This is a genomic window from Candidatus Protofrankia californiensis, assembly GCF_900634765.1.
Lineage (GTDB): Bacteria > Actinomycetota > Actinomycetes > Frankiales > Frankiaceae > Protofrankia > Protofrankia californiensis.
The window spans coordinates 14,387-22,513 of record NZ_CAAAFT010000067.1; the positions used below are offsets into that span (position 1 = coordinate 14,387).

The window sequence follows — 8,127 nt, forward strand, 5'->3', positions numbered from 1 at the left end:
CCGACGCGGTCACGGAGGCCCTGGCAAGCGGCTGGATCGCGCAGGGCCCGCGGGTCGCCGCTTTCGAACGGGCGTTCGCCGAGCATGTCGGCACCGGTCACGCGGTCGCGACCAGCTCCTGCACCACCGCCCTGCACCTCGCCATGATCGGGGCCGGAGTGGGCCCCGGGGACGAGGTGGTCGTCCCGTCGTTCTCGTTCATCGCGACGGCGAACTGCGTGCGCTACGTCGGAGCGGACGTCGTGTTCGCCGATGTCGAGGCCACTACCGGGAACCTCACCGCCAAGACCGTGGAGGCGGTGCTCACCGCGCGCACGAAGGCGGTCATCCTCGTCCACCAGGGTGGGATGCCGGCGGACGCCGAGGCGGTGCGGGCGTTGTGTGACCCACTCGGTGTCGCCGTGGTCGAGGACGCCGCGTGTGCGGCCGGTTCCACCTACCGCGGTTCCCCGGTGGGCGCCGGCGCGCGGATCGCGGCGTGGTCGTTCCATCCCCGCAAGCTGCTCACCACCGGTGAGGGCGGCATGCTCACCCTCGACGACGAAGCGGAGGCGACCAGGCTGCGCCGGCTGCGTGAACACGCCATGAGTGTGAGTGCGGCGGACCGGCACGCCAGCGACCGGGTCGTCCTCGAGCGCTACCTGGAGGTCGGGTTCAACTACCGGATGACCGATCTGCAGGCCGCGGTCGGGCTGGTGCAGCTCGGCCGGCTGGGGGAGATGGTGGCCCGCCGGCGTGCGCTTGCCGCCCGTTACCACGAGTTGCTCGCCGACATCCCCGGTCTGGTCGCGGTACAGGATCCGCCCTACGGCGAGTCCAATTTTCAGGCCTTCTGGGTCATACCGCCGGAGGATTCCTCGCGCTCCCGCGACGACGTCCTGGCTCTGCTGGCTACCAGGGGGGTGTCCGCACGCCGCGGGATCATGGCGGCGCATCTGGAGCCGCCGTACGCCGATGTCCCGCATGGCGACCTTTCTGTCACCGAGTGGCTCACCAGCCGTTCCCTCATCCTTCCGCTGCACCATCACCTGACCGAGGATGACCAGCGGACCGTCGTGGGCGCACTGCGCGACGCCCTGGCCGTATGAGTGGTCGCCCGTGATTGTCCGGCCGGCACAGAACAGGATCCGCCAATCATGATCGCTCTGCCCAGTCGGAGATCGACCAGGCACGGTGCCGGCCCGGCGGTCGGGCCTGTTCGTCCGCTCCCGGACTCCGGCATCCGTCCGCTGGTTTCGATCTTCGTATCGTCCTACAACTACGCGCGATTTCTGCCGCAGTGCCTGACATCCGTGCTCACCCAGGACTACGACAACATCGATGTCTACGTCATCGATGACGCTTCGACGGACAACAGTGCCGAGGTGGCCGGGGTTTTCGCCGCGGCCGACCCACGGTTCCGGATCATCCGGCGTCCGGTGAACCGTGGCCACATGGAGGCCTTCAACGAGGGGCTCGCCGCGGCGCGCGGCGAGTACTTCATCAAGCTGGACGCGGACGACCTGCTCACACCTGGTTCGCTCGCGCGTTCGGTGGCATTCGCCGAGCACAATCCGAATGTTGGTTTCGTGTACGGCGAACCGATTGCGTTCTCCGAACCCCCGCTGCCGCTTGCTCGGACGACGCCGACGTCCTGGTCGGTCTGGCCCGGGCACGACTGGCTCGCGCACGTCTGCCGGCTCGGCTACAACGCCATAGCGCAGCCGGAGGCGCTGATCCGCACCGCGACGCTCCGGGCGGCAGGTTACTACAACCCGGCACTTCCGCACACATTCGACATGGAAATGTGGATGCGGCTCGCGGTGCTCGCCGACGTTGGAACGATTGACGCTGCGGATCAGGGCTACTACCGGATCCACTCCGCCAGCATGCAGCACACAATCAATTCCGGGGTAATCCGTGATCTTGAAGGGCGGCGGGACGCGTTCATCAGCGTCCTGACCGGCCCGGGAAAGGATGCGGTGAACGCCGAGGAGCTGCTTGCCACCGCCTGTCGGACGTTGGCTGTCAAGGCGCTACGCCATGCGTGTGATCTCCTGGGTGCTTCCGGTGGGCGGCGTCGCGGTGACCGGACCACCCTGGGTTCGCGGACGGACAGCCATGATCGGGTCGAGGGTTTCATCGCCTTCGCCGAAGAGGTGTACCCGACCGTCCGGGAGCTTCCGGTCTGGGCCACGGTGGACGGCCTCCTGCGCGCGGATCCGCGGGTGATGATGCGACACCGCGCGCGGATCACCGCCCGTGTGGTGGTCCGACAGGCCCAGGCGCACGTCCGGCTCCCCGGCGCCTGACGCCGTCCGTCAGCGACCCTCCAGTGCGGGGTCGCTGACGGGTATGGTCACCGCGGTGGTGGGGCTCGTCTGAGGCGGGACAAGCCTGGCGGGCCCCGGCTCCCGGGACTTTCCGCGGTTGCGCACATCCGCCCAGGAGCGGGCGTGGATGAAGGGTTCCTCGAACAGCTTGAAGAACCCGAAGCACACGGCGAGAACGGCCGGGATCGTCACGGCCAGCAGGATGATCATCCCGGTCAGTCCCGTGGCCACATGCCGGACCAGTTCGAGCCAGAGCACTTCCAGCACGAGCGGGTGGATCAGGTAGATGGAGAAGGCGAACATCCCGACGGCGGTGAGCGGCCGGGAGGCCAGCAGGTCACGGACCCGGGACGCCGGCGCGGTCGCGATCCCGCGAAACGCCACGGCCGTGATGCCGCCGACGAGGATGCCGACCCAGAAGTAGTCGGCGACAACCCGCTCGGAACCCACCACCGCGAACCCCGCTACGCAACCCGCGATCAGCAGACCGGTGACCGCGAGCAGCGGGACGCGGCGGCCTCGGATCGTCGGCGCCTGCCCCGAGTCGGCGGCGAGCATGCCCAACGCGAAACAGGCGAGCATCTGCGGGCTGAGATGCTCATACCGCGCGAATCCCGGAACATGCAGTGCCACGATCTCCAGGCCGCACACCGCGATGACGGTGGCGGTGACCGTGACCACCGGGCCCACCCGCCGCCGGAGCAGGAGCAGGATCGGGAAGAGAACGTAGATCCACGATTCGACGGCTATCGACCAGAACGTTCCATTGGGCCGTTCGGTGCCCACCACGTCCTGCAGCATGAACATGTGGACGATGAATGCCCGGATCCCGGTCCGGACGCTGCTGACGTCGTGGCCGACCCACAGCGCGACCGGCATCGAGATCACGAGTGCGACCCAGTAGGGAGGGAGGATCCGCCAGGCTCGCCGGCGGGCGAAGGTACGCCAGCCGCCCTTGAGACGGTGCGCGTTGCGCGCGGGGGAGAGGCTGAGGGAATAGCCTGAGAGAACGATGAACACCACGACCGCGAGCTGGCCGTGGAGCATCCACCCGACGAACCACGGACCGCTGTTCCTCGGGTAGGAGGGGAAGACCGCCAGCCAGCAGTGGTGGAGAACCACGTACATCGCGGCCAGCCCCCGGGCACCGTCCAGCCACGCGGTGGGACCATGCGACCCCCCGCGGGGAGCGCGGTGGCGGCCGGAACCGGTGCGCGCGGGCGCGGTGGTGACCGGGCCGTGTTCGGAGGCCTCCACACCGGTGGCGGCGGGGGCGGGATCCGGCGGGGCCGCGTCGCCGCCGTCCCGTCCATCCCGCCGGGACCGCAGTCGCCCGATGACGCGGACGATCTGTGACCACTGGCATCCGGCGAAGACCACGAACCCGGCTGCCGACGCGGCCGGGAGTGCGAGCCAGACGGGAGCGACGGCCGAGGCGACGAGCCAGGACACCGTGCCGGCCGCGCCGGCGGCCAACACCTGTGGACCGATCGCCCGTGCCAGCAGCCAGGGGGTGATCCGGAATGGGCGCAGCGCCAGCACGTATATCGGCAGGGTGACCCCGACGATGACCACCGCGTGGGCCGTGCCCGCGCCCACGATCCCGTCGCGCCTGACTCCGATGATCATGGCTGGGACGAGGGCCGCGATCCACACCACCTGGATGATGAAGATCGCTCGGGTCCTGCCGAGCGCGACCAGGAAGTCCGACAACAGCTCGACCATCGTGCGGGCGGCGCCGAAGATCGCAAGACCCACGAGCGCGCCGGCGGCCGCCTGCCACTTCGATCCGTAGACCACGGCGACGAGCGGTCCGGCCACACCACCCATGATCAGGCATACCGGTATCGTGATCGTCGCGACCATGGACGCCGCGGCGGCGAACCGGGTCGGGAGCTGCTCGCGGTCCTCGCTGACCCGGGCGAACGCCGGCATGGACACGGCCCGCACCACGGCGCTGAAGACGTTGATCGGCCAACCGGACATGTTGAAGGCGAGCATGTACAGGCCGAGCTGGACGGCGCCGAGAAGCCGTCCGATCACGATGTAGTCGACGTTGAGCAGGGTGAATGCGATGACGTTGGCACCTGTGAGCGGAAGCCCGAACGCGAGCAGCCGGCGGGCCTCCGTCCGGCTGAACCCCGGCCGGACATGCTCGGGGGTGAAGCGCCGCAGCAGCACGATCGAGACGACCTGGCCTGCGACCCGGGACCAGGCCAGCGCCATCGCACCCCAGCCGGTCACGGCGAGAAGGACGACGACGACCGCGGACACGACGGTGTTCGCGGAGTCGGCCATGAACTGCTTGTCCTGGGCGAAGTCCCGCTTGAGCAGGGCCGAGGGCACCGCACCGAAACCGGCGACTAGAACAGCGATGGACAGTACCCGTACGGCTTCCGCGGCCTGGGCTGATCCGAGCGCCCGGGCGAACACGTCCGCCGTACCCACCATGACCGCGCTCAGCACGACCGCGGTGCCGATGGAGATGGTCGCCACGGTCGGTGCGATCCGGCGGCACTCCTCGCGGCTGCCACGGACGAGTGCCGCGCTGACTCCGAGCTCACTGACGTTGATGACGATCGAAAGGACGGTCAGGGCGACGGCGAAGACACCGAAGTCCTCCGGGGCCACCATGCGGGCGACGAGGATACCGACCCCGAACTGGCCGAACCGGGACAGCGCCACGTTGAGCGTGGTCCACATCGCGCCGCGACGGACCAGTTGGTCAAGATTTTCCGTGCCGCCGGTCGCAGGGTCCGTGCCATCCGTCGCAGGGTCGGTGCCGTCCGCGCCGCCGTCACCCGCGGGGGAGCTGGGAAGCGGAATCCTCCTCAACCGCAAAGTGGTCTGCTCGACAGGCGAATCCCCGATCGGCGGATCGTCACCTGTCCAGGTGACTTTGTGACCGGGACGCATGGCGCCAGAGGTCATGGCGCGTGGCTGCCGGCCGTACCGGTGCGTGCCATGTGATCACACGCCGTTCCAGCGCCATCGCCGCCAGCGAATCTTGTCCTCGATCGTGCGGTAGGCGTTGAGCGCCGCCACGGCGGACCTGTGTTCCCCGGTTCGACGTGCCACGGGGATCGTCCGCCACGCGCTCAGCGCCGGTGTGTCCGGATAGAGTTCCCGGGCGAACTGCAGATAGGAGTCGACGAGGTCGGCGTCGGGGTCCTCCCGGCCGTCCGAGTAGATCCGGGAGATCTGGCCGAGTGCTTCGTTCGCCAGCGTGCGCTGAACCGTCGCCAGCATCTCGCCGGATCCCGGTATGCCTTCGGCGTGTTCGGTGAGGACGACCCGGAAGGCGTCCCAGCGGGCCCGTAGATCGGTCAGGTGCCCGGCATACACGGTGCGTTGCATGCTGGCCGCGTGTACCCGGTAATAGGCCTGGTCGGCACCGTTGACCCGGCCGACATCCGCCACGGAGGCCGCCCGCATCCACATTTCCAGGTCACCCGAATGCGGAAGATCGGACCGGTATCCGCCGATCTCGCGTTGTACCGACGTCCGCAGCACCACTTCGGGATTGAAGACGCAGTTGATGCCTGCCCGGCAACGTAGCCGGATCCACTCCGGCCCGCTCCAGATGGTCCAGTTCCGGACGCGGGTGCGCGGCGGTTTCGGCTTCGTGCCCTCGTACAGGTGGGTCGGGTGACCGTAGACCATGCCGACGGAGGGGTTGGCATCAAGCAGGGCGGTGGCCCTGGCCAGCGAACCAGGCAGCAGCAGGTCGTCCGCGGACAGTAGGACCACGTAGTCGCCGGTTGCCTCGGCCAGACCGTCGTTGTAGGTCGCGATGTGACCGCGGTTGGTCGAATGCCGGATGGCGTGGACCCTGCTGTCGGCGGTTGCCAGAGCCTGCGCGACGGTGGCGCTGGCGTCGGTCGAGGCGTCGTCGACAATGATGACTTCCGGGTTGACATCCTCCTGTGACAGGACTGTCTCAACGCATTCCACAAGATAGCGCGCGTAGTTATAACACGGCACCACGACGGAGACCGTCGGGCGTCGATGCAATGTTCCGGCTGGAACACGCCTGCTCATCTACCGCTACCCCCCGTTGGTGTCGACGCGGCGAGTGCCCGGCTCCGGGCAACAGCTGAACCGGCCGAAGACGGTCAGATCATGATCCTTGCCCGCGCCCGGGTCCCCTGTTGCCGGGATCCCTGCCGCATCCGTGGAGCCGATCCGGAAGATCCGCAATAGTAGCCATGGGACCTGGGCTTCCCGGATCTCCTAGATCGGTTTCCGGATCTGCCGGATCCGGAGGCAGCCCGAGCGCGAGAAAACATGATCGCGCTGCCTGTGGCCTTCTGGTGACATGACAGCAAGCCTGGACACACCTTGAACCCGGACGCACTTTAGCAGCTCCCGACGACATCTACCGTCATGTCCGGGTGGGCGCAGGTTGGGCCCTGCCGTGCCCGTTGGAGCGATTGGGGGATTCCACGGATTCGTCGGACCCTGGTGCGAAGCTGTCCGTACGGGCAGGCCATCATCTACGGGGGGTACGGCAGGGGGAGCCATGAACGATTCGGTCAGGAACTGGCATGCCGCGCGTGGCAAGGTCGTACGCCGCGCGGGGCAGATCGCCCGGGTGATACGCGAAGACGGTACGCGCGGGCTCGCCGGGCGCGCGCTGCGTGCGGCGTCCCGGCGCCTGGACGACCCGTCGAGCACGTTGCCGGTTCGCGCGCAGGAGGTACTGCGGGCAGGTCCGTTGACGCCGATGCCGTCCAGGGCGGAGCATTCCGCGTCCTTACGGTCGCCAGGGGCGTCAGCGTCGACCCTGGCAGGGGCGTCAGCGCCCGAGCCGCGGGCGTCCGAGCCGTCGGCGGCTGCGGCCGCGGGGACCGGCCGCCCGGTGGTCCCCGCCGTTGCGCGCGGGGATGCCCCCCTGGTCGTCAACTGGGTGATGACTCCGCCGCCGCCGGGTTCCGGCGGGCACACCACCCTGCTGCGGCTGGTCGAACATCTGGAGCGCTCCGGTCACACCTGCCGGCTGTACTTCTACGACCGGTACGCCGGCGACATACGCACCCATACCGAGGTTTTCCGCGGCTACTGGCCGCAGATCCGCGCGGAGGTCGCCGACGCGACCGGTCCGATGCAGCCGTGTGACGCCGTCTTCGCGACCTCGTGGCAGTCGGCCTATGTCGTGGCCGATCCGCGGACCCCGGGCCGCCGGTTCTACTGCGTCCAGGACTTCGAACCGCTGTTCTACCCGGCCGGTAGCGAGAGCTTGCTGGCCGAGAACACGTTCCGCTTCGGCTTCCACGGCATCACCGCCGGCCGTTGGCTGGCGGAGAAACTGACCGTCGAATACGGGATGCCGTGTGACTACTTCGAGTTCGGCGCGGACACGGACGCGTACCGGGTGGATGCGGGTGCCGAGCGGCCCGTCCGGGACGGTGTGGTCTTCTACGCCAAGCCGAGCACACCGCGGCGTGCCTACTCGCTCGGCCTGCTGGCGCTGGAGGAATTCCACCGGCGCCATCCGGACGTGCCGATCCATCTGTTCGGCGAGAACGTGGGAGCGCTGCCCTTCCCGGCGCAACGGCACGGCGTCATCACTCCGTCCGAGCTGAACGCCCTGTACAACCGGTGCCTGGCGGGGCTGTGCCTGTCGGTCACGAACATCTCGCTCATCCCGTTCGAGCTGCTGGCCGCCGGCTGTATCCCCGTTGTCAACGACGCCCGGCACAACCGGTTGGTGCTGGACAGCCCGTATGTCCGCTATGTCCAGCCCACTCCCGGTGAGCTTGCCGCCGCCCTGTCCGACGTGGTCAGTGCGACCCCGCCCGGGCAGCGGGAGGAA

General features: G+C 68.6%; 5 protein-coding genes. 3 read left to right on the plus strand and 2 right to left on the minus strand.

From position 1 onward, the window contains the following. Positions 1 to 1,088, plus strand: a 1,088-nt coding sequence (locus DD1DGNOD_RS04105) for a DegT/DnrJ/EryC1/StrS family aminotransferase (RefSeq protein ID WP_131769502.1), incomplete at its 5' end; no start/stop codon positions are given. A gap of 48 nt (positions 1,089 to 1,136) precedes the next feature. Then, on the plus strand, positions 1,137 to 2,291 hold the full coding sequence (locus DD1DGNOD_RS04110) for a glycosyltransferase family 2 protein (protein ID WP_131769480.1): 1,155 nt from the start codon (positions 1,137 to 1,139) through the stop codon (positions 2,289 to 2,291). A 9-nt stretch (positions 2,292 to 2,300) separates the two neighbouring features. Here DD1DGNOD_RS04110 and DD1DGNOD_RS04115 read toward each other — a convergent pair whose 3' ends face one another. Both DD1DGNOD_RS04115 and DD1DGNOD_RS04120 read right to left on the minus strand, forming a co-directional pair. Next, complete coding sequence (locus DD1DGNOD_RS04115; protein WP_206442935.1) at positions 2,301 to 5,147, minus strand: oligosaccharide flippase family protein; 2,847 nt, start codon at positions 5,145 to 5,147, stop codon at positions 2,301 to 2,303. 135 nt (positions 5,148 to 5,282) lie between these two features. Beyond that, complete coding sequence (locus tag DD1DGNOD_RS04120; protein ID WP_131765295.1) at positions 5,283 to 6,353, minus strand: glycosyltransferase family 2 protein; 1,071 nt, start codon at positions 6,351 to 6,353, stop codon at positions 5,283 to 5,285. A gap of 481 nt (positions 6,354 to 6,834) precedes the next feature. Between DD1DGNOD_RS04120 and DD1DGNOD_RS04125 the strand changes: the two genes are divergently transcribed. Next, positions 6,835 to 8,127: hypothetical protein (locus tag DD1DGNOD_RS04125; RefSeq protein WP_165036399.1), on the plus strand; the 1,293-nt coding region annotated here is incomplete at its 3' end.

Coding starts and splice junctions, on each gene's coding strand:
- DD1DGNOD_RS04110 (WP_131769480.1), top strand. CDS start 1,137: ATGATCGCTCTGCCCAGTCGGAGATCGACCAGGCACGGTGCCGGCCCG.
- DD1DGNOD_RS04120 (WP_131765295.1), bottom strand. CDS start 6,353: ATGAGCAGGCGTGTTCCAGCCGGAACATTGCATCGACGCCCGACGGTC.